We start from the raw sequence: 20,210 nt of genomic DNA on the forward strand, positions 1-20,210 counted from the left end.
CCCGGGGAAAAAGCGGGATTTACGGCAGAACGGCCGGCAAAACCGTCAGGTCGAGCGGGACACGCGGGCGCTTTCCGCGGCGCGGCTCAGCACCCACTCGTGCAGCAGCACGCGCAGCGCCTCGAACTTCACCGGCTTGGCCAGGTAGTCGTTCATGCCGGCCGCCAGGCAGCGTTCGCGGTCGCCGCTGTGGCTGTGGGCGGTGATCGCCAGCACCGGCAGCTCGGCACAGCCGGGGAAGGTGCGCAGCGCCCGGCAGGTGGCGAAACCGTCCATCACCGGCATCTGGCAGTCCAGCAGGACCGCATCCACCGCCTCGCGGCGCAGCAGTTCGAGGGCCTCGGCACCGTTGTCGGCGGTGCGCACCTGGTAGCCGAGCTTGAGCAGCATGCCGCGGGTCACCAGCTGGTTGATCGCATTGTCCTCGACCACCAGCACGGTGCACTGCTCGGGACGACGCACGGTCTGGGGGTTGGCCCGCCGCAGCGGAGCGGGCCGCGCCGCGCTCTGCGCCGGCAGGCCCAGGCGCAGGTCGAGCCGGAAGCGACTGCCCTGGCCCGGCTGCGATTCATGCTGCAGGCTGCCGCCGAGCAGTTCGACCAGCTGCCGGCTGATCGCCAGGCCGATGCCGAGGCCGCCATGGGCGCGGGTCATGGAGCCGTCCACCTGGCGGAACTGCTGGTACAGCGCCGCATCCTGCTGCGCCGCGAAGCCCACCCCGGTATCGCAGACCTCGATACTCAGCGGCAGCCCCTCGCCCCGGGCCTCGGCGCGCGCGACGCGCAAGGTGACCTGGCCCTGGGCGGTGAACTTGATGGCATTGTCCAGCAGGTAACCGAGGCTCTGCCCCAGCTTGCCGGCATCCCCCTCCAGGGTGTCCGGCAGGCTCTCGTCCAGCTCGAGGACGAAGCGCAGACCCTTGTCCTCTGCGCGCGGCGCGAACTGCGCCAGCAGCCCGTCGAACAGCCCGCGCAGGCTGAACGGCTCGCAGCGCGGGTAGAGCTTGCCGGCCTGCAGTTCGGTCAGGGCGAGGATGTCGTTGACCATGCGCATCATGTCGCGCGCCGAGCCGGCCGCGGTCTTCTGGTACTGGGCCAGTTCGACATCCATCTTCAGCGTCTGCATCAGTTCCAGGGAACCGATCACCCCGTTCATCGGGGTACGCAGCTCGTGGGTGACGGTGGCGAGGAACTCGTCCTTGAGGCGGTTGCTGTTGGCCAGCTCCTGGTTGAGCGCCTCCAGATTGCGCCCGCTTTCCTGGAGGATGCGCGCGCGCTCCTCCTTCATCGCGTTGATGCGGTCGGCCAGGGCCAGGGACAGCAGGCCGACCTCCAGCGCCGAGCCGATCTGGCTGGCGTACATGGTCAGGAACACGTTGGGCAGGTAGCCGAGCACCATCAGGGTATTGATCACCCCGCCGGCCAGGAAGGCCGTCCAGGCGATGATGAAATAGCGCGCCACGCGCAGGCCGCGCAGCCAGGCGATGAACCCGGCGGCGAAGACCAGCACGGTGAACGCCAGCGCCAGGTAGATGGCCAGGCGCAGGGCCAGGGCATAGCTGGCGGTCAGCGCCAGGACTATCACCACGCCCCCGGCCGCCATCATCAGCAGCAGGCTGCGGTCGACCCAGGGGCTGTGTTCGCCGGTATGCAGGAAGCTGCGGGCGAACTGGCAGCCGAACAGCGCCGCCGCACCGATCAGGAAGGGGGTCGCGGCATTCGCCCACCACGGGCTGTCGGGCCAGAAGTACTCGATGCCGGCGCCGTTCACCGAGACCTGGTAGAGGCCGAACGAGGCGATATAGAGGATGTAGTAGAGGTAGCTGGTGTCGCGCACGCTGAGGTAGATGAACAGGTTGTAGACCAGCATCACCAGCAGCACGCCGTAGATGATGCCGAGCACATAGATGCGCCCCGGCTGTTCTTCCATGTAGGCGGTCGGCGCCCAGAGGGTCAGCGGCGCCTGGATCGACCCCTGGCTCTGCAGGCGCAGGTAGAGGCGCCGCGGCTGGTCCGGCGACAGCTTGAGTTCGAACAGGTAGTTGTTCTGCTTGATCTGCCGACTGCTGAACGGCAGCGCATCGCCGGTGCGCTGGGCCAGGCGATAGCGGCCCCGACCGTCGTCCAGGTACAGCTCCAGGTGATCCAGCGGCGGGTAGGCCAGCTCCAGCAACCAGGGCTGCGGGCCGCTGCTCTGCTGCGGGCGGTACTCCAGATCCAGGCGCAGCCAGAACACCGAGCGCGAGTAACCGGCGTTCAGCACGGCCTTGTCGTGGCGGCGGAAACTGGCCTGCAGTGCCGGCGAGCTGACCTCGTCGATGGTCGCGTCGCCGCGCACGTCCTCGAACACCTGCAGCGCCTGGCCGAGCGGCAGCGCCCGGGTGTGCTCGTCGAAGGCCAGCGCACCGGCGAGAACCGGCCACAGGGCGAGCAGAAGGGTGAAGATGTAGCGCATGAGGCCCCGCAGAGGCAATGTTGGATAACACCGGAGAGCCCCATCTCCCGCTGGAGCAGCGCCTCGCGTGGCCCGGTCATTCGTATGCCGCTCACTTTAGCACAGCCGCGCCGCGCCGAGCCGCCCTGCGGCGAACCCGGGCGCTCGCTTGCGGCGCCCTGCCGCGGCCCAAACGGGACGAATAATGCTAAGCTCGCGCACCATGAAAACACCTGCCTCCCGCCCCGTAGTACTCTGCCTGTCCGGCCATGACCCCAGCGGCGGTGCCGGCCTGCAGGCCGACATCGAAGCCCTGCTGGCGCAGGGCTGCCACGCCGCCCCGACCGTGACCGCGCTGACCGTGCAGGACACCGTCGATGTGAGCGACTTCCGCGTGCTCGAGCGCGACTGGGTGCTGGCCCAGGCCCGCGCGGTGCTCGCCGACCTGCCGGTGGCCGCGATCAAGCTGGGCATGCTCGGCTCGCTGGAGATGGTCGACACCGTCGTCCAGTTGCGCCGGCAGCTGCCCGATGTACCGCTGGTCTGCGACCCCGTGCTGCGCGCCGGCGGCGGCGGCGCCCTGGGCAAGGACGAGGTCGGCTACGCCATGCGCGAGCGCCTGTTCGCGGTATCGACCATCGCCACGCCCAACCTGCCGGAAGCACGCATCCTCGCCGAGCTGCCCGACGGCAGCGCCGATCAGTGCGCCGAGAAGCTGCTGCCGTACATCCGCCACCTGCTGATCACCGGCGGCCACGGCGCCGAACATCAGGTGCACAATCGCCTGTACAGCCGCGACGGCAGCCGCCACGACTTCACCTGCCAGCGCCTGCCCGGCAGCTACCACGGCTCCGGCTGCACCCTGGCCAGCGCCCTGGCCGGTCGCCTGGCCCAGGGCGAAGAGTTGGTCAGCGCCGTGCGCTCGGCCCTGGACTACACCTGGCGCACCCTGCGCGATGCCGAACGACCCGGCCACGGCCAGTACATCCCCCGGCGCCTGCCGCTGGACGCCAGCTGAAGGAGAACCTGCCATGACCCCGCTACGCGGCCTCTATGCCATCACCGACAGCCAGCTGCTGGCCGGCGGCAGGCTGCTGCCCTATGCCGAGGCCGCCCTGAACGGCGGCGCCCGCCTGCTGCAGTATCGCGACAAGTCGAGCGACGACGCCCTTCACCAGCGCGAGGCCGAGGCCCTGCGCGAGCTGTGCGAGCGCTACGGCGCGACGCTGATCATCAACGACGACGCCGAGCTGGCCGCGCGCCTGGGCGTCGGCGTACACCTCGGCCAGGGCGACGGCTCCCTGGCGGCGGCCCGCGCCCTGCTCGGCGGCCAGGCGATCATCGGCGGCACCTGCCACGCCCGCCTCGGCCTGGCCCTGCAGGCGGCCAAGGAAGGCGCCAGCTACGTCGCCTTCGGCCGCTTCTTCGAGTCCCACACCAAGCCCGGCGCGCCGACCGCGGCACTGGAGCTGCTGGACCAGGCCAAGAGCCACCTGCAGCTGCCGCTGGTCGCCATCGGCGGCGTGACCCTGGACAACGCGCCCCAGCTGATCACCCGCGGTGCGGACATGGTGGCGGTGGTCCACGCGCTGTTCGCCGCCGACTCGGCCGCCGAGGTCGAGCGCCGCGCCCGCGCCTTCGCCGCGCTGTTCGCGCCCCACTGACTGTTTCCCGGGCGAGCCGGCTCGCCCGCCACGAATCCCGAGAGGTCCGCATGTCCCGTTCCGAATCCCTGTTCGCCAACGCCCAGAAGCACATCCCCGGCGGGGTCAACTCGCCGGTGCGCGCCTTCAAGAGCGTCGGCGGCACCCCGCTGTTCTTCAAGCACGCCGAGGGCGCCTACGTCACCGACGAGGACGACAAGCGCTACGTCGACTACGTCGGTTCCTGGGGGCCGATGATCCTCGGCCACAGCCACCCCGAGGTACTCGAGGCGGTGCGCCAGCAGCTGCAGCACGGCCTCTCCTACGGCGCACCGACCGCCATGGAGACCGAGATGGCCGATCTGGTGTGCAGCCTGGTGCCGTCCATGGAGATGGTGCGCATGGTCAGCTCCGGCACCGAGGCGACCATGAGCGCCATCCGCCTGGCGCGCGGCTTCACCGGCCGCGACAGCATCATCAAGTTCGAGGGCTGCTACCACGGTCACTCCGACAGCCTGCTGGTCAAGGCCGGCTCCGGCGCCCTGACCCAGGGCGTGCCGAGTTCCGCCGGGGTGCCGGCGGCCTTCGCCAAGCACACCCTGACCCTGCCGTTCAACGACCTGCCGGCGGTCGAGCGGATGCTCGCCGAGGTCGGCCAGGAGGTGGCGTGCATCATCGTCGAACCGGTGGCCGGCAACATGAACTGCGTACCGCCGGCACCGGGCTTCCTCGAGGGCCTGCGCGAGCAGTGCGACAAGCATGGCGTGGTGCTGATCTTCGATGAGGTGATGACCGGCTTCCGCGTCGCTCTCGGCGGCGCCCAGGCCCACTACGGCGTGACCCCGGACCTGAGCACCTTCGGCAAGATCATCGGCGGCGGCATGCCGGTCGGCTGCTTTGGCGGCAAGCGCGCCATCATGGAATGCATCGCCCCGCTCGGTCCGGTCTACCAGGCCGGCACCCTGTCCGGCAACCCGCTGGCCATGGCCGCCGGCCTGACCACCCTGAAGCTGATCGGCCGCCCCGGTTTCCACGCCGAACTGAGCGACTACACCCGCCGCATGCTGCAGGGCCTGCAGGAGCGCGCCGACGCCGCCGGCATTCCCTTCGTCACCACCCAGGCCGGCGGCATGTTCGGCCTGTACTTCAGCGAAAGCGCGGCCATCGTCACCTTCGATGACGTGATGGCCAGCGACGCGCAGCGCTTCAAGCGCTTCTTCCACCTGATGCTGGAGGGTGGCGTCTATCTGGCCCCAAGCGCCTTCGAGGCCGGCTTCACCTCCATCGCCCATGGCGACGCCGAGCTGAAGCTCACCCTGGATGCCGCCGAGCATGCCTTCGGACAGTTGAAGCACGCCTGATGCCGACAAGTGCGGTGTTCTCCAGCGCCCTGCTGTCGCTGGCCTGCCTGGCCTGCGCCGCCACCCTCGGCCGGGCCCGCAAGCGCTACGGCGAGGGCGATCAGCCGGCCCTGTTCTGCGCCCTGCTGGGCTTTGCCCTGCCGGCCGCGGCGGCGGCCACCGGGGCGCTGCGCCACGGCCTCGGCCCCGACTGGCAGAGCGCCCACCTGTGGCTGAGCCAGGCCAGCAGCTTCCTCGCCCTGCCACTGCTCGGCGCCGCGGCCCTGGCCCTGGGCCGCGGCTGGGTCTGGAGCCGCCCCAACTGGGGCCGCGTGCTGCTGGGCCTGTGCGCCTTCTTCGAGCTGTTCCGGCAGATGAACCTGCTCGACGACTATCGTCTATTGCTCAGCCTGACGACCCTGCTGCTGATTCTCTACGCCGGCGCCATGCAATGGCCGCGGCGCGGGCCGCCGCTGGCCGCACTCGGCGCGAGCGGCCTGTTCCTGCTGGCCGGCCTGGCCGGTGGCGGCACAGCCGCGCTCGGCCCGCTGGACCCGGCCGGACAGCTCCACCTGCTGCTGGTGCCGGCCTACGGCCTGGCGGCCTGGCTGCTCCTGGCCCTGCCCGGCAGCGGCGAACGCCCAGAAAAGCCGGTAAAGACTTTGTAAGATCGCCATGGCTTATTTCATAATGTGACGGCCGACGCGTTTCGTCGGCCGGGCTCCTGGCCCGCCCCGCACCCTGAGGTAAACGGATTTCCATGAACCGCACCGGCCGCACCCTGTCCCTGGGCTGCCTGTTGCTTCTTTTGCCGCTGTTCGCCCACGCCGGCGGTAACTCGCTGCTGATCCCCGCGACCGGCAGCTGCTCGCTGAACGCCGCCCCCACCGAGCTGACCGAGGCCCTGGCGGCCTGCCAGCAGGCGGCACAGGGCGGCGACGCCCAGGCGGAGTACGAGCTGGGCGAGTTCTATTACGACGGCCAACGCACGCCGCGCGACCTGGCGCAGGCGCTCAACTGGTTCGAGCAGGCCTCGCTGCAGGGCCACGCCGAGGCGCAGTATCGCCTGGGCATGATGTTCTTCCGCGGCGAAGGGGTGCCGGCGAACAACGTGCAGGCCTACATAGTGCTGAAGATGGCGGCGGTGAACGGCTCGGACGAAGCCATGGACAGTGCCGACCGGGTGTCGGAACAGATGCCGCGGGAAGAACTGGAGATCGCCACCCAGGTGCTCGGGCAGATCTTCCGCAACTACCTGCTGGAATTGCAGACCGCCGACGGCCCCTCGCCCTTCGCCCCGCTGCCGTAGGACGCGGAAAGCCAGGCTGCAGCGCGATGGTTGTGCGAGGCGGCAGCCACGGCCACCGGCCAAGCGAAGCGCTTACTTGTCCGGCATCGGCATGGGGAAGGGCATGATGTTGCCGCCGCCCTTGGCCTCGCTGATCTTCGGCGTGCCCAGGCGCTCCACCTCGTCGATGCGGATGATCGCGTGCATCGGCACGAAGCTGCGCACCACGCCGTCGAACTGGGCCTTGAGCTTTTCCTCGCTGGGGTCGACCACCACCTGGGTACGCTCGCCGAAGACGAACTCTTCCACCTCGAGAAAGCCCCACAGATCGCTCTGGAAGATCTGCTTGGCGTACATCTCGTAGACCTGGCCCTGGTTGAGGAAAATGATCTTGTAGATAGGCTCGCGCTTGCTCATGGCTGGCAGTTCGGACTGAAGGAAAAATGGGGGCGCAGATCATAGCACAGCCACCGGGCAGGCAATGCTAGGAAGCCGGGCGCCCGGGCACTATAATGCGCGGTCCTTCGAACAGCCCGTTGAGCCCGCATGACCAAGAAGCTTTACATCGAAACCCACGGTTGCCAGATGAACGAGTACGACAGCTCGCGCATGGTCGACCTGCTGGGCGAACATCAAGCCCTGGAAGTCACCGAGCGCGCGGAAGACGCCGACGTCATCCTGCTCAACACCTGTTCGATCCGCGAGAAGGCCCAGGACAAGGTGTTCTCCCAGCTCGGCCGCTGGCGCGAACTGAAGCAGGCCAACCCGGAGCTGGTGATCGGCGTCGGCGGCTGCGTGGCCAGCCAGGAGGGCGCGGCGATCCGCGACCGCGCGCCCTACGTCGACGTGGTGTTCGGCCCGCAGACCCTGCACCGGCTGCCGGAAATGATCGACGCCGCGCGCAGCACCAAGAAGCCCCAGGTGGACATCTCCTTCCCCGAGATCGAGAAGTTCGACCGCCTGCCCGAGCCACGGGTCGACGGCCCCAGCGCCTTCGTCTCGGTGATGGAGGGCTGCAGCAAGTACTGCACCTTCTGCGTGGTGCCCTATACCCGCGGCGAGGAGGTCAGCCGGCCGCTGGCCGACGTGCTGGCCGAGATCGTCCACCTGGCCGAGAACGGCGTGCGCGAGGTGACCCTGCTGGGACAGAACGTCAACGGCTACCGCGGCGAGACCCCGGGCGGGCAGATCGCCGACTTCGCCGAGCTGCTCTACGCCGTGGCCGCCATCGACGGCATCGACCGCATCCGCTACACCACCAGCCACCCGCTGGAGTTCTCCGACGCCCTGATCGAGGCCCACGCGCAGATTCCCGAGCTGGTGAAATACCTGCACCTGCCGGTGCAGTCGGGCTCCGACCGTATCCTCGCGGCGATGAAGCGCAACCACACCGCCCTGGAATACAAGTCGCGCATCCGCAAGCTGAAGGCCGCGGTGCCGGACATCCTGATCAGCTCGGACTTCATCATCGGCTTCCCCGGCGAGACCGAGAAGGACTTCGAGCAGACCATGAAACTGGTCGAGGAGGTCGGTTTCGACTTCTCCTACTCCTTCGTCTACAGCGCCCGCCCGGGCACCCCGGCGGCGGACCTGCTCGACGACACCCCGGACGAGCTGAAGAAGCAGCGCCTGCAGATCCTGCAGAACCGCATCAACCAGCAGGGCTTCGAGAACAGCCGACGGATGGTCGGCAGCGTCCAGCGCATCCTGGTCAGCGACTACTCGAAGAAGGACCCGGGCATGCTCCAGGGCCGCACCGAGAACAACCGCATCGTCAACTTCCGCTGCGACAATCCACGGCTGATCGGCCAGTTCGTCGAGGTGCACATCGACGACGCCCTGCCCCACTCGCTGCGCGGCAGCCTGCTGGCCCAGCAGGCCGCACACTGACCGGGCGCGCCGGGGCGAAGCGCTGCTCACCCCGGCTGCGGCCAAGGTCGCAGTCGAGCGCGCTTTCCCCCTGCGCCGGCTAGCGCTATTCTTCGCCTCATAACCCCTGCCGACTGGCGGCCATCTACGACCTTGAACACACCCATAGACCCCCTTCGCTTCACCCTCGAACCCTTCGAGGCCCGCCGTTTCGCCAACCTCTGCGGACAATTCGACGAACACCTGCGCCTGATCGAACAGCGCCTGGCGATCGAGATCCGCAACCGCGGCAACCAGTTCGAACTGCTCGGCCCGCCCGAGCAGACCGCCGCCGCCGAGCAGCTGCTGCAGCGCCTGTACCGCGAAACCAAGGGCACCGAGCTGTCGCCCGACCTGGTCCACCTGTTCCTGCAGGAGTCGGCCATGGAATCGGTGGCCGACAAAGCCGAGGTCGGCGTCACCCTGCGCACGCGCAAGGGCAGCATCCGTCCGCGCGGGGCCAACCAGCAGCGCTACGTCAAGGCGATCCTCGACAACGACATCAACTTCGGCATAGGCCCGGCCGGCACCGGCAAGACCTACCTGGCCGTGGCCTGCGCGGTGGACGCCCTGGAACGCGAGCAGGTGCGGCGCATCCTGCTGGTGCGCCCGGCGGTGGAGGCCGGCGAGAAGCTCGGCTTCCTCCCCGGCGACCTGGCGCAGAAGATCGACCCCTACCTGCGCCCGCTGTACGACGCGCTGTACGAGATGCTCGGCTTCGAACAGGTGGCCAAGCTGATCGAGCGCCAGGTGATCGAGATCGCCCCGCTGGCCTACATGCGCGGGCGCACCCTGAACAACAGCTTCATCATCCTCGACGAGAGCCAGAACACCACGATGGAACAGATGAAGATGTTCCTCACCCGCATCGGTTTCGGCTCCACCGCGGTGATCACCGGCGACATCACCCAGGTCGACCTGCCGCGCGGCACCCGCTCCGGCCTGACCCACGTGATCGACGTGCTGCACGAGGTGCCGGGCATCAGCTTCACCCACTTCAAACCCAAGGACGTGGTCCGCCACCCCCTGGTGCAGCGCATCGTCGAGGCCTACGAACGGCATGACAACCGCATGCACGGCAAGCTCGACGACCAGGACGGCAGCGATGCTTGAACTGGACCTGCAGATCGCCAGCCAGGCGGCCGAGCTGCCCGGCGAAACGCAGTTTCGCGCCTGGTGCGAGGTGGCGCTGCGCCAGCGCACGGCCGACTCCGAGCTGACCATCCGCCTGGTGGATGAGGCCGAGGGCCGCGCGCTGAACCACAGCTACCGGCACAAGGACTACGCCACCAACGTGCTGTCCTTCCCCGCCGACGTGCCCGACGAACTCCTCGATATCCCCCTGCTCGGCGACCTGGTGATCTGCGCGCCGGTGGTCGCGCGCGAGGCGGCCGAACAGGGCAAGACCCAGGAGGCCCACTGGGCCCACCTGGTGATTCACGGCTGCCTGCACCTGCTCGGCTACGACCACATCGAGGACGCCGAAGCCGAAGAAATGGAAACCCTGGAACGTACACTGCTCGCCGAGCTGGGGCACCCCGACCCCTACGCCGGCGACGACTGATTGCCCACGAGCAAGGATTCCGAGTACCCCCCCAATGAGCGAAGATCGATCGAGCAACGAGCAGAAGTCCTGGCTGAACAAGCTGACCCAGGCTTTTGCTCCAGAGCCGAAGAACCGGCAGGAACTGCTGGAAGTGCTGCGCGAGGCGCATGAGAACAAACTGCTCGACAGCGAGGCCCTGGCCATCGTCGAGGGCGCCATCCAGGTCGCCGACCTGCAGGTGCGCGACATCATGGTGCCGCGCTCGCAGATGATCAGCATCAAGGCCAGCCAGACGCCCAGGGAGTTCCTGCCCTCGATCATCGAGGCCGCCCACTCGCGCTACCCGGTGATCGGCGAGAGCCTCGACGACGTGATCGGCATCCTCCTGGCCAAGGACCTGCTGCCGCTGCTGCTGCAGGACGAGCAGGCGAGCTTCAACATCAAGGACCTGCTGCGCCCGGCGACCTTCGTCCCCGAGTCCAAGCGCCTCAACGTGCTGCTGCGCGAGTTCCGCGCCAACCACAACCACATGGCCGTGGTGATCGACGAGTACGGCGGCGTGGCCGGCCTGGTGACCATCGAGGACGTGCTCGAGCAGATCGTCGGCGACATCGAGGACGAGCACGACGTGGAAGAGGACAGCTACGTCAAGCCGCTGCCGTCCGGCGATTTCCTGGTCAAGGCGCTGACGCCCATCGACAGCTTCAACGAGGCCTTCGACACCCAGTTCTCCGACGACGAGTTCGACACGGTCGGCGGCCTGGTGATGAGCGCCTTCGGCCACCTGCCCAAGCGCAACGAGGTGACCGAGATCGGCGAGTACCGCTTCCGCGTGCTCAACGCCGACAGCCGGCGCATCCACCTGCTGCGCCTGACCCCGCTGCTGCGCTGAACCCCGCACAGGCCGCCCGCCGGAGCCACAGCGCAGGCTCCGGCCGGCGCGGCCTGAGCGCCCCACCCGCTTCCCCCTCCCGCGTTCCCCTCTACCCTTGCCCCTCCCCAATCCAAGGATCTGCACGCGATGCACTGGATAACTCGCCCCGGCTGGCCGGGCAACCTGATCGCCCTGGCGGCCGGCGCCATCACCCCCCTGGCGCTGGCCCCGTTCGACCTGTGGCCGCTGGCGCTGCTGTCCATCGCCCTGCTCTACCTCGGCCTGCGCGAGCTCGAGCCGCGCCCGGCGGCCGGGCGCGGCTGGTGCTACGGCTTCGGCCTGTTCGCCGCCGGCACCAGCTGGGTGTACGTCAGCATCCACGACTACGGCGCCGCCTCGCCGGCCCTGGCGGCCGTGCTGACCCTGGGCTTCGTCGCCGGTCTCGGCCTGTTCTTCGCCCTGGCCGCCTGGCTGTGGGCGCGCTGGCTGCGCCGGGTCGAGGCGCCGCTGGCCGACGCCCTGGCCTTCGCCGCCCTGTGGCTGGCCCAGGAAGCCTTTCGCGGCTGGTTCCTCACCGGCTTCCCCTGGCTCTATGCCGGCTACAGCCAGCTCGACGGCCCGCTGGCCGGGCTCGCGCCGCTGGGCGGCGTCTGGCTGATCTCCTTCGCCCTGGCGCTCTGCGCCGCCCTGCTGGTCAACCTGCCCCGGCTGCGCCAGCGCAAGGCCTTCCTCGCCGCCGGCCTGGTGCTGCTGGCTACCCCCTGGATCGCCGGTCTGGCGCTCAAGGGCCACCCCTGGACCACCGCCAGCGGCGCACCGCTGCGGGTCGCCGCCATGCAGGGCAATGTGCCGCAGAACCTCAAGTGGGACCCGGCCCAGCTCAACGCCCAGCTGGCGCTGTACCGCGACCTGAGCTTCGCCGCCGAGCCGGCCGAGCTGATCGTCTGGCCGGAGACCGCGGTGCCGGTGCTCAAGGAGCAGGCGAGCGGCTACCTGGCGATGATGGACCGCTTCGCCCGCGAGCGCGGCGCCGCGCTGATCACCGGCGTGCCGATCCGCCAGCCCAACGAGCGCGGCGAACCGCGCTACTACAACGCCCTCAGCGTGGTCGGCGAAGGCAGCGGCGACTACCTGAAGCAGAAACTGGTGCCCTTCGGCGAGTACGTGCCGCTGCAGGAGCTGCTGCGCGGCCTGATCGCCTTCTTCGACCTGCCCATGTCGGACTTCGCCCGCGGCGCCGCCGACCAGCCGCTGCTGCAGGCCAAGGGCCTGAAGATCGCCCCCTACATCTGCTACGAGGTGGTCTACCCGGAGTTCGCCGCCGGCCTGGCCGCCCAGAGCGAGCTGCTGCTGACCGTGAGCAACGACGCCTGGTTCGGCACCTCGATCGGCCCCCTGCAGCACCTGCAGATGGCGCAGATGCGCGCCCTCGAGGCGGGCCGCTGGATGATCCGCGCGACCAACAACGGCATGACGGCGCTGATCGATCCGTTCGGCCGGATCGACGCGCAGCTGCCGCAGTTCGAACGCGGGGTGCTCTACGGCGAGGTGCAGCCGATGCAGCGGCTGACCCCCTACCTGCAGTGGCGCGCCTGGCCCCTGGCGATCCTCTGCGCCCTGCTGCTGGCCTGGGCCCTGCTGGCCAGCCGCATGGCCCGCACGGTCTAGGGCGTCACTCGCCTGCGGCCCGGCCATAGAACAGCGGGTAGGCGAGCAGGCCGAGCGCCTCGTTGAGCAGCAGGCTGCTCTGCCACACCGCCCTGGCCTCAGGCAGCCAGCCGCCGCCCGGGCGCCCATTGGCCACGCCGAGAAAGCCCAGCGGCGCCGCGACCACCTCCAGGCCCTGGCGCTCGAAACACCAGCGCGCCCGCGGCATGTGCCAGGCCTGGGTCACCAGCACCACCCGGGTGACCCCCGCCCGGCCCAGCAGCTCGGCGCTGCGGGTGGCGTTCTCCCAGGTGGTCCGGCTCGCCCCCTCCTGCCAGCGCACCGCCACGCCGTGATCGCGCGCCAGCACCTCGGCCCCCAGGGCCGCCTCACTGGGTGGCTGACCGTAGTGCAGGCCGCCACTGGTCAGCAGCGGCAAGCCCGAGGCCTTGGCCAGGCGGGCCGCGTAGCGCAGCCGCTCCAGGGCCATGGCGCTGGGCTGATCGCCGCCCCAGGCCGGATCGTCACGCTCGCGGCCGCCGCCGAGCACCACGATGGCCTCGGCCCGCTGCGCCAGCGCCGGCCACTGCCCCTCCAGCAGCGGCGCCTCACGCTCCAGCAGGCGCGCCGACCACTCCACGGTGACCGGCAGACTCATCAGCCAGAGCCCGCCACAGCCGAGCAGGAAACAGCCGGCGGCGACCCGCGGCCAGCGCCTGCGCAGCCACCACGCGGCCAGCAACAGGAGCAGCAAGGCGCCGGGGGGCAGGAACAGTTGTTTGAGGATGTAGCGAAGCGGCATCGGGCGCCCTCCAGAGAGGTTCCCAGCCTATCAGGCCCCGGCCCGAACGGGAGCGGCCCCAGGGTTGCCCCCGGGCGATGCCGGAAAAGCGCCGTTCAACGGCTGTCGCGCGAGCGAAACAGCTGCGAGCCGCAGGCCGCGCAGGCCGCCACCCCACGCCCGGGCTGCCAGTCGACGACCACGCCACAGAGGGCGCAGCACAGCTGCACGGATTTCTTGGACGGCCCCTTGACCGTATCCAGGGCCTCGCTCACCGCCTTCTCCAGAGCCCGCCCGGACTTGGCCGCGCGCACCGGCAACTGCTCGATCTGCGCCAGCTCCTCGGCGGCCGCATGCCAGCCGCGCAGCCAGTTCAGGTCATGGTCCAGATAGGCGCGAATCAGCTCCAGCTCGGCGGCGGTCAGGCCGCGCAACTCCAGTTCGCCCTGAGGCTCGGCCGCCACCCGCTCCAGGCTGTCCGCCTCATCCAGCGCCAGGGCGAGGCGTTGCAGCAGCCGCTCGTACAAACCGCCGCGGGCATCCGCTCGTCGCAACTCGCCCATCCACTCACCTCGCGCAGGCTTGATCGAACAGCCCCTATAGCAAGCTTAGCGGCCGCCCCCTATCCGGCGGGGCCCGGCGACCAACGGCGGCCCCGCGGGCCGGCGGCGGGTCGCCCGCGCAATCAGGGTTTCCCTCAGTCGAGGGGGGTCATGTATGCTACGGCGTTTCCCGCAAGCCCCATTCCCCAGCGCCAGTAGCCATGCACGAACAGTATCAGCCACGCGAAATCGAAGCCGCCGCGCAGTCCCACTGGGACGCGCAGAAATCCTTTGTAGTGAGTGAACAACCGGGCAAGGACACCTTCTACTGCCTGTCGATGTTCCCCTACCCCAGCGGCAAGCTGCACATGGGGCACGTGCGCAACTACACCATCGGTGACGTGATCGCCCGCTACCAGCGCATGCAGGGCAAGAACGTGCTGCAGCCGATGGGCTGGGATGCCTTCGGCATGCCGGCGGAAAACGCCGCGATGAAGAACAAGGTCGCGCCGGCCAAGTGGACCTACGAGAACATCGACTACATGAAGACCCAGCTGAAAAGCCTGGGCCTGGCCATCGACTGGTCCCGCGAAGTCACCACCTGCAAGCCGGACTACTACCGCTGGGAGCAGTGGCTGTTCACCCGCCTGTTCGAGAAGGGCGTGATCTACCGCAAGAACGGCACCGTCAACTGGGACCCGGTGGACCAGACCGTGCTGGCCAACGAGCAGGTCATCGACGGCCGCGGCTGGCGCAGCGGCGCGCCGATCGAGAAGCGCGAGATCCCCATGTACTACTTCAAGATCACCGCCTACGCGGATGAACTCTTGAGCAGTCTGGACGAACTGGATGGCTGGCCGGAGCAGGTCAAGACCATGCAGCGCAACTGGATCGGCAAGTCCCGCGGCATGGAGGTCAGCTTCCCCTTCGACGTCGACAGCATCGGCGAGAGCGGCGCGCTGAAGGTCTTCACCACCCGCCCCGACACCCTGCTGGGCGCCACCTACGTGGCGGTGGCCGCCGAGCATCACCTGGCCAGCCTGGCGGCCAAGGACAATGCCGAACTGCAGGCCTTCATCGAGGAATGCAAGCGCGGCGGCGTGGCCGAGGCGGACATCGCCACCCAGGAGAAGAAGGGCCTGCCCACCGGGCTGTTCGTCCTCCACCCGCTGACCGGCGAGAAGCTGCCGGTGTGGGTCGCCAACTACGTGCTGATCCACTACGGCGACGGCGCGGTCATGGCCGTGCCGGCCCACGACGAGCGCGACTTCGAGTTCGCCCACAAGTACCAGCTGCCGGTGCAGCCGGTGATCCGCACCAGCGCCGGCGACCAGACCCCGGCGCCCTGGCAGGACGCCTACGCCGAGCACGGCCAGCTGATCAACTCCGGCGAGTTCGACGGCCTGGACTTCGAGGGTGCCTTCGACGCCATCGAGGTGGCCCTGCTGAAGAAATCCCTCGGCCAGGCGCGCACCCAGTTCCGCCTGCGCGACTGGGGCATCAGCCGCCAGCGCTACTGGGGCTGTCCGATCCCGATCATCCACTGCGACAGCTGTGGCGACGTGCCGGTGCCGGAAGACCAGCTGCCGGTGGTGCTGCCCGAGGACGTGGTGCCGGACGGCGCCGGCAGCCCGCTGGCCAGGATGCCCGAGTTCTACCAGTGCAGCTGCCCGAAGTGCGGTGCGCCGGCCAAGCGCGAAACCGACACCATGGACACCTTCGTGGAAAGCTCCTGGTACTTCGCCCGCTACGCCTCGCCGCAGTACAGCGGCGGCATGGTCGACCCGGCCGCGGCCAACCACTGGCTGCCGGTGGACCAGTACATCGGCGGCATCGAGCACGCCATCCTGCACCTGCTGTACGCGCGCTTCTTCCACAAGCTGATGCGCGACGAAGGCCTGCTGAGCTCCAACGAGCCGTTCAAGAACCTGCTGACCCAGGGCATGGTGGTGGCCGACACCTACTACCGCGTCGCCGAGAACGGCGGCAAGGACTGGTTCAACCCGGCCGACGTGATAGTCGAGCGCGACGCCAAGGGCAAGGTCATCGCCGCCAAGCTGGCCGGCGACGGCCTGCCGGTGGAGATCGGCGGCACCGAGAAGATGTCCAAGTCGAAGAACAACGGCGTCGACCCCCAGGCCATGATCGATGCCTACGGCGCCGACACCTGCCGCCTGTTCATGATGTTCGCCTCGCCGCCGGACATGAGCCTGGAGTGGTCCGACTCCGGCGTCGAGGGTGCCAGCCGCTTCCTGCGCCGCGTCTGGCGCCTGGCCCAGGCCCACGTCGCCCAGGGCCTGCCGGCAGCCGCGGAGCAGAACGCCCTGAGCGAGGGGCAGAAGGAAATCCGCCGCGCCATCCACCTGGCCATCAAGCAGGCCAGCGTCGATATCGGCCAGCACCACAAGTTCAACACCGCCATCGCCCAGGTGATGACCCTGATGAACGTGCTGGAGAAGGCGCCCCAGGCCAGTGCCGGGGATCGCGCCCTGCTCCAGGAAGGCCTGGAGACCGTGGCCCTGCTGCTGGCGCCGATCACCCCGCACATCAGCCATGAACTGTGGCAGCGCCTCGGCCATGCCGAGGCGGTCATCGACGCCCACTGGCCCAAGCTGGACGAGTCGGCCCTGGTGCAGGACAGCCTGACCCTGGTGGTCCAGGTCAACGGCAAGCTGCGCGGCCAGATCGAGGTGCCGGCCAGCGCCAGCCGCGAGGAGATCGAGGCGGCGGCCCGGCACAACGAGAACGTGCTGCGCTTCACCGAGGGCCTGAGCATTCGCAAGGTCATCGTGGTGCCCGGCAAGCTGGTCAACATAGTCGCCAACTGATAAGGCTCGGCGCGCCCGCCACGCGGCGCGCCGGCATGCTCGACAAGGGGATAGAAGATGATGAAACGGAATCTGTTGGTAATAGGTCTGGCCCTGCTGCTCGGCGCCTGCGGCTTCCAGCTGCGCGGCACCGGCGACGTGCAGTTCGCCCTCAAGCAGCTCGACGTCAGCGCGCGCAACGCCTACGGCGATACCCTCAAGCAGCTGCGCCAGGTCCTCGAGAGCAACGCGGTGCGGGTCTACCCCGGCGCGCCCTATAAGCTGGTGCTGAGCGACGAACGCGAGAGCCAGCGCGCCGCCAGCTACACCAGCGCCGCACGCACCTCCGAGTACGAGCTGACCACCGCCCTCGACTACGAGATCCGCGGCGCGCGCAACCTGCTGCTGCTGAGCAACCGCCTGGAGGTGCAGAGCTTCTACGTGCAGGACGGCAACAACCTGATCGGCTCGTCCCAGGAAGCCGGCCAGCTGCGCGACGAGATGCGCCGCGACCTGATACAGCAACTGGTGCAGCGCCTGCAGCAGATCAGCCCGGCCCAGCTCGACCAGCTGCAGCAGACCGCCGAAGCCAAGGCCAAGGCCGAAGCCGAGGCGCTGGAGGCCGCGCGCCAGCGCCAGGCCGCCCAGCCGCAGCAGTCCCCCGTATCGCTGCCGTCCTACCCCTGATGTGCCCGGCGGGGCCAGTCCCTGGCCCTGCCCGCCCCTGCCGATGAAGCTCAACCCCGCACAGCTCAGCAAGCACCTCCAGGGCAACCTGGCCCCGGTCTACGTGGTCAGTGGCGATGAAGCCCTGCTCTGCCAGGAGGCCTGCGACGCCATCCGCGCCGCGACCCGCCAGCAAGGTTTCGGCGAGCGCCAGGTGTTCAACGCCGAGAACAACTTCGACTGGGGCCAGCTGCTGCAGGCCGGGGCCAGCCTGTCGCTGTTCGCCGAGAAACGCCTGCTGGAGCTGCGCATCCCCAACGGCAAGCCCGGCGACAAGGGCGCGGCCGCCCTGCTCGAATACCTGGCCCGCCCGGCCGAAGACACCCTGCTGCTGATCAGCCTGCCGAAACTCGACGGCAGCACGCAGAAAACCAAGTGGGCCAAGGCGCTGATCGACGGCCCCCAGACCCAGTTCCTGCAGATCTGGCCGGTCGATGCCGCGCAGCTGCCGCAGTGGATTCGCCAGCGCCTGGCCCAGGCCGGCCTCAGTGCCAGCCAGGAGGCGGTCGAGATGATCGCCGCGCGGGTGGAGGGCAACCTGCTGGCCGCCGCCCAGGAAATCGAGAAGCTCAAGCTGCTCGCCGCGGGCGGCCAGGTCGACGCCGACACCGTGCTCGCCGCCGTGGCCGACAGCGCCCGCTACGACGTGTTCGGCCTGATCGACGCCGCCCTCAACGGCGAGGCGGCCCACGCCCTGCGCATGCTCGAGGGGCTGCGCGGCGAAGGTGTCGAACCGCCGGTGATCCTCTGGGCCCTGGCCCGCGAACTGCGCCTGCTCGCCACCATCGCCCAGCAGTACGCCCAGGGCATGCCCCTGGACAAGGCCTTCAGCGCGGCCCGTCCGCCGGTCTGGGACAAGCGCCGCCCACTGGTCGGCAAGGCCCTGCAGCGCCACTCGGCCGCACGCTGGGGCCAGCTGCTGCAGGACGCACAGCGCATCGATGCGCAGATCAAGGGCCAGGCCGCAGGCGATCCCTGGAACGGCCTGAGCCTGCTGACCCTCGCCCTCTGCGGCCAGCGCCTGGGCCTCGCCGCCGACCCGGGCCGCTGAGCCGAACGCCCCTGGCGCCATCATCGCCCGGCCCGCAACCGGGCGGGCGCTGCACGAGGGCAATCCATGAGCAAGCACCAGCCCCACGGCCCGAACCGGGCCAGATCGCTGATCGTCCTGCAGCTGTTTCGCTGTCGCCAGGAAAAACCGCGCAAGGGCAAAGGCAGCTACCGCCGCGAAGCCTCCCAGACAGCCAGGGCGGCTTCGTCGCCTGCGGCCGCCTGAAAGCCCCGCCACAGCCCGCATAGCGCCCCATTCATGCTAAGGTAACGGCCTGCAAAACGCCCCGAGACCACCATGCCCTACCTGCTCCTTCGTGGCCTGACTCATACCGCCACGGCCTGCCTGCTCCTGCTGCTGACCGCCTGCGCCGAAGCCCCCGCGCAACCCCTGGTGACGTCCCCGGCAGTGGCAGTCACCTCCAGCATCAGCCCGACGGTGACAGTCGCCACCCCGCTGCTGAGCTTCGACGAGTGGCGCAGCCTGCTGCGCAGCGACGCCATCGCCGCCGGCATCGATGCCGAGCTGTTCGACCGGGCCTTCGCCGGGGTCACCCTCGACCCCAAGGTCATCGCCGCCGACAGCAGCCAGCCCGAATTCAGCCGGCCGATCTGGGACTATATCGACGGCGCCGTCTCCACCCCCCGCGTGGCCCAGGGGCGCCTGCTCAAGGCCCAGCACCGCCCCACTCTCAAGGCCATTCGCAGCGCCTACGCGGTCGACCATGAGGTGCTGATCGCCATCTGGGGCATGGAAAGCAACTTCGGCAGCAATATCGGCAACAACAATGTGATCCGCTCGCTGGCGACGCTGGCTTTCGAAGGGCGTCGCCAGGTGTTCTGGCGCAGCCAACTGCTGGCAGCGCTGCAGATCCTGCAGAACGGCGACAGCACGACACAGAAGCTGATCGGCTCCTGGGCCGGAGCCATGGGGCAGACCCAGTTCATGCCCACCACCTTCAACCAGTACGCGGTGGACTTCGATGGCGACGGCCGCCGCGACCTGTGGCAGTCGACGCCCGACGCCCTGGCCTCCGCCGCCAACTACCTGCACAACTCGGGCTGGGACAACGGCCAGCCCTGGGGCTTCGAGGTGAGCCTGCCGCGGTCTTTCGACTACGCCCTGGCCGACCCCGAGGTGCGCCACAGCCTGGCGCAATGGCGCGCCCTCGGTATCGAGCCGGTCAACCCGATAGACGCCCGGGACGACAACATGGCCAGCCTGTTCCTGCCGGCCGGGCACCGGGGCCCCGCGTTCCTGTTGCTCAACAACTTCCGCAGCATCCTCAAGTACAACAACTCCACCGCCTATGCCCTGGCCATCGGCCTGCTCTCGGACGCCCTCGACGGCCGTCCGGGCGTGCAGGCTCCCTGGCCTCGCAGCGACCGCCAGCTGGGGCGCAGCGAGCGCGTCGAACTGCAGGCGCTGCTGGCGCAGAACGGCTTCGAGCCGGGCCCGGCCGACGGCATCATCGGCGCCAACACGCGCAAGGCCGTGCGCGCCTTCCAGCAGCGCCAGGGCCAGCCGGCCGACGGCTACCCCAGCTACGAACTGCTGCAGCAGCTGCGCAAGCGCTGACGCGGCCCGAGGCCGCGCCCGGCTCGGCCGGCCGGCGGCCGCCGGC

At 69.2% G+C, this 20,210-nt stretch carries 19 protein-coding genes; 15 read left to right on the plus strand and 4 right to left on the minus strand.

Annotation, left to right across the window (positions count from 1 at the left end):
- Nucleotides 1-45: 45 nt before the first annotated feature.
- Nucleotides 46-2,454 carry a hybrid sensor histidine kinase/response regulator gene (locus I0D00_RS19175; RefSeq protein ID WP_213641402.1) on the minus strand — a complete coding sequence of 803 codons (2,409 nt, stop codon included), beginning with the start codon at nucleotides 2,452-2,454 and terminating at the stop codon, nucleotides 46-48.
- Between the two features lie 202 nt (nucleotides 2,455-2,656).
- Here I0D00_RS19175 and I0D00_RS19180 point away from each other — a divergent pair, with 202 nt between their 5' ends.
- From I0D00_RS19180 to I0D00_RS19200, 5 genes are all read left to right on the plus strand, one after another.
- Complete coding sequence (locus I0D00_RS19180) at nucleotides 2,657-3,451, plus strand: bifunctional hydroxymethylpyrimidine kinase/phosphomethylpyrimidine kinase (protein WP_213641403.1); 795 nt, start codon at nucleotides 2,657-2,659, stop codon at nucleotides 3,449-3,451.
- A 13-nt stretch (nucleotides 3,452-3,464) separates the two neighbouring features.
- On the plus strand, nucleotides 3,465-4,097 hold the full coding sequence (gene thiE, locus I0D00_RS19185) for a thiamine phosphate synthase (protein ID WP_213641404.1): 633 nt from the start codon (nucleotides 3,465-3,467) through the stop codon (nucleotides 4,095-4,097).
- Between the two features lie 50 nt (nucleotides 4,098-4,147).
- Complete coding sequence (gene hemL, locus I0D00_RS19190; protein ID WP_213641405.1) at nucleotides 4,148-5,437, plus strand: glutamate-1-semialdehyde 2,1-aminomutase; 1,290 nt, start codon at nucleotides 4,148-4,150, stop codon at nucleotides 5,435-5,437.
- Nucleotides 5,437-6,084 carry a DUF6962 family protein gene (locus I0D00_RS19195; RefSeq protein ID WP_213641406.1) on the plus strand — a complete coding sequence of 216 codons (648 nt, stop codon included), beginning with the start codon at nucleotides 5,437-5,439 and terminating at the stop codon, nucleotides 6,082-6,084. Before hemL ends, I0D00_RS19195 begins: the two co-directional genes overlap by 1 nt.
- Nucleotides 6,085-6,176: 92 nt before the next feature.
- Nucleotides 6,177-6,725 (plus strand): tetratricopeptide repeat protein, encoded by a 549-nt coding sequence (locus I0D00_RS19200; protein WP_213641407.1) that lies wholly within the window; start codon nucleotides 6,177-6,179, stop codon nucleotides 6,723-6,725.
- A 72-nt stretch (nucleotides 6,726-6,797) separates the two neighbouring features.
- Here I0D00_RS19200 and I0D00_RS19205 read toward each other — a convergent pair whose 3' ends face one another.
- Nucleotides 6,798-7,121, minus strand: coding sequence for a DUF1820 family protein (locus I0D00_RS19205; protein WP_213641408.1), 324 nt, complete (start codon nucleotides 7,119-7,121; stop codon nucleotides 6,798-6,800).
- A 129-nt stretch (nucleotides 7,122-7,250) separates the two neighbouring features.
- Between I0D00_RS19205 and miaB the strand changes: the two genes are divergently transcribed.
- The 5 genes from miaB to lnt all read left to right on the plus strand — a co-directional run bounded on the left by miaB (nucleotide 7,251) and on the right by lnt (nucleotide 12,700).
- Nucleotides 7,251-8,594, plus strand: a complete 1,344-nt coding sequence (miaB, locus tag I0D00_RS19210; protein WP_213641409.1) for a tRNA (N6-isopentenyl adenosine(37)-C2)-methylthiotransferase MiaB — start codon at nucleotides 7,251-7,253, stop codon at nucleotides 8,592-8,594.
- Nucleotides 8,595-8,726: 132 nt separating this feature from the next.
- Entirely contained in the window at nucleotides 8,727-9,725 is a 999-nt protein-coding gene (locus tag I0D00_RS19215) for a PhoH family protein (protein WP_213641410.1), read from the plus strand.
- On the plus strand, nucleotides 9,718-10,176 hold the full coding sequence (gene ybeY, locus I0D00_RS19220) for an rRNA maturation RNase YbeY (RefSeq protein WP_213641411.1): 459 nt from the start codon (nucleotides 9,718-9,720) through the stop codon (nucleotides 10,174-10,176). The genes I0D00_RS19215 and ybeY overlap by 8 nt, the downstream gene beginning before the upstream one ends.
- A 34-nt stretch (nucleotides 10,177-10,210) precedes the next feature.
- Nucleotides 10,211-11,050, plus strand: coding sequence for an HlyC/CorC family transporter (locus I0D00_RS19225; RefSeq protein ID WP_213641412.1), 840 nt, complete (start codon nucleotides 10,211-10,213; stop codon nucleotides 11,048-11,050).
- Between the two features lie 129 nt (nucleotides 11,051-11,179).
- On the plus strand, nucleotides 11,180-12,700 hold the full coding sequence (gene lnt / locus I0D00_RS19230; protein WP_213641413.1) for an apolipoprotein N-acyltransferase: 1,521 nt from the start codon (nucleotides 11,180-11,182) through the stop codon (nucleotides 12,698-12,700).
- Nucleotides 12,701-12,704: 4 nt separating this feature from the next.
- On the opposite strand, the gene I0D00_RS19235 is transcribed toward lnt, so the two are convergent.
- Both I0D00_RS19235 and I0D00_RS19240 read right to left on the minus strand, forming a co-directional pair.
- Nucleotides 12,705-13,481, minus strand: a complete 777-nt coding sequence (locus I0D00_RS19235; protein WP_213641414.1) for a YdcF family protein — start codon at nucleotides 13,479-13,481, stop codon at nucleotides 12,705-12,707.
- 95 nt (nucleotides 13,482-13,576) lie between these two features.
- Nucleotides 13,577-14,023, minus strand: a complete 447-nt coding sequence (locus tag I0D00_RS19240; protein ID WP_213641415.1) for a hypothetical protein — start codon at nucleotides 14,021-14,023, stop codon at nucleotides 13,577-13,579.
- A gap of 200 nt (nucleotides 14,024-14,223) precedes the next feature.
- On the opposite strand from I0D00_RS19240, the gene leuS reads away from it, so the two are divergent.
- From leuS to I0D00_RS19265, 5 genes are all read left to right on the plus strand, one after another.
- Nucleotides 14,224-16,830 (plus strand): leucine--tRNA ligase, encoded by a 2,607-nt coding sequence (gene leuS, locus I0D00_RS19245; protein WP_213641416.1) that lies wholly within the window; start codon nucleotides 14,224-14,226, stop codon nucleotides 16,828-16,830.
- A gap of 57 nt (nucleotides 16,831-16,887) precedes the next feature.
- Complete coding sequence (locus I0D00_RS19250) at nucleotides 16,888-17,496, plus strand: LPS-assembly lipoprotein LptE (RefSeq protein WP_213641417.1); 609 nt, start codon at nucleotides 16,888-16,890, stop codon at nucleotides 17,494-17,496.
- Between the two features lie 43 nt (nucleotides 17,497-17,539).
- Nucleotides 17,540-18,586, plus strand: a complete 1,047-nt coding sequence (gene holA / locus I0D00_RS19255) for a DNA polymerase III subunit delta (RefSeq protein WP_213641418.1) — start codon at nucleotides 17,540-17,542, stop codon at nucleotides 18,584-18,586.
- Nucleotides 18,587-18,652: 66 nt separating this feature from the next.
- Nucleotides 18,653-18,811 (plus strand): alternative ribosome rescue factor ArfA, encoded by a 159-nt coding sequence (gene arfA, locus I0D00_RS19260; protein WP_213641419.1) that lies wholly within the window; start codon nucleotides 18,653-18,655, stop codon nucleotides 18,809-18,811.
- Between the two features lie 72 nt (nucleotides 18,812-18,883).
- On the plus strand, nucleotides 18,884-20,164 hold the full coding sequence (locus I0D00_RS19265) for a lytic murein transglycosylase (protein ID WP_213641420.1): 1,281 nt from the start codon (nucleotides 18,884-18,886) through the stop codon (nucleotides 20,162-20,164).
- Nucleotides 20,165-20,210: the final 46 nt, after the last annotated feature.

Source organism: Pseudomonas lalucatii (genome assembly GCF_018398425.1).
In the GTDB taxonomy this organism is placed as follows: domain Bacteria; phylum Pseudomonadota; class Gammaproteobacteria; order Pseudomonadales; family Pseudomonadaceae; genus Aquipseudomonas; species Aquipseudomonas lalucatii.